Here is a 1,463-nt window from a genome sequence, read left to right as displayed (position 1 = left end):
AGGGAGTGGACAAAACATGGGGGTCATGCGGCGCGTTTTCTGTTTGCGACGGTCAGCCGACCATCGAGAACTGCGGCCCTTGTGACGGCTACTCGGTGAGCCCCTTTGGGCGACCACCGCATCCTTCTGCGCTTTCCCATGCGGGCATTGGCAATGTCATCGACTGATCCTTCGGCACGAGATGACGAGATGGGCAGCCCGTTACGGTACCGTCGACCATAGTCGACAAGGGATTCCATGTTGTTCGCGAGATAGGTGTACAGTGTCCCGCATCGGGCCTGCACACGAGCGGCAGCGGTGCGGACAGCCAAAGGTTCTTCCGCAAGGCGGGTGCAATCGTGCATGAGCCCTTTCAGATAAGTTTCCGCGACCCGTGCTCTGCCATGCCACAGCCACCAGCGAAGGCTTTTCGCGGGGCGCTGGAACAGCACCGGAATTCCAGTGAATCCCGGTATCTGGACCAGACCCTGAACGGCGGCCTCGACATGTCGAATACGCATCGAGATGTGCCACCAGTCGAGGATATGCTTCACCTGGCCGTCGCCACCCATGGCATTCCGTATGAGGTTCGGGAGAGCAAGCTCGCCATCAGAGATTACCGTCAACAGACGGCCCGGCTTCCATCCAAAGTCTGACAGCTCTTCTCGCATCCGGCTGCCTGGCGATGCCGTCGCATTGGCGACCAAGCCAAATCGTCGGCACATATTGCGACTTTCAATCTTACCGACCACAAGATCCAGGTGTCGCTGCTGATACTCCGGTCGACAGCGGATATGCGCACCGTCCAGAAAAACCGTCAAACCCCCTTTGGGAAGTGCTTCAGCGGGATCGCCTGATGCCCTTCGACTTTTCTCGAGCCCCGTGGCTACTCTTCCCAACCGGTCACGCACCGTGGTGTGATGGGGCGGATGGCAGGGGAGGAAGCTTTTCATCAGCCGCGCGGCTTCGCGAAAGGAATGCCGGGACCCGAGTTCCGCATGGAGCCGCTGCAGCTCCGGGGTAGCCCGGTCAGGAAAGAAATAGGCCAGCGGAGAAATAGGTCCGCCGGGCATCGCCGCTGACCTGGCATCACACGAACAGCGGCGCAAGCGCGCGGCTTTGACCCGAACCCGCCCAAAGAGCGTGTCGAGATCGCGCGTGCGATAGTCATGAATGGCACGAACCGAGGCGCAATCCGGGCATACGCGGCTTTCTCGGATGATTTCCTCAACCTGATCGCAAAGAATTGCCCGCTGAATCTGTTCGACAACCCTCTTCCCATCCTCGAGGCGCAACCCGATCCCGTCTGGACAGGTCACCCGGTAGGGTCGTGAAATGCCGTCAAGCTGATGAGTGCGCTTCTCCCCGTTGTCGAAGGTAGTTTCGATTGTAATCCGTACGTCCATGGCAGCCCCACACGCAAAGAACTCACCTTAGCACGGGCCGCAACGACGAAGATGACCCCCATGTTTTGTCCACTCCCG

The 1,463-nt window shown here is 59.5% G+C and carries 1 protein-coding gene; it reads right to left on the bottom strand.

Translation table 11 applies throughout. From position 1 onward, the window contains the following. Nucleotides 1-23: 23 nt before the first annotated feature. Nucleotides 24-1,385, bottom strand: a complete 1,362-nt coding sequence (locus AC4FS3_RS28645; protein WP_122114529.1) for an ISKra4 family transposase — start codon at nucleotides 1,383-1,385, stop codon at nucleotides 24-26. Nucleotides 1,386-1,463 lie beyond the last annotated feature (78 nt).

This window comes from Pseudogemmobacter sp. TB195 (genome assembly GCF_058313095.1).
This window is presented reverse-complemented; position numbering and strand designations above follow the sequence as displayed.

Coding starts and splice junctions, on each gene's coding strand:
- AC4FS3_RS28645 (WP_122114529.1), bottom strand. CDS start 1,385: ATGGACGTACGGATTACAATCGAAACTACCTTCGACAACGGGGAGAAG.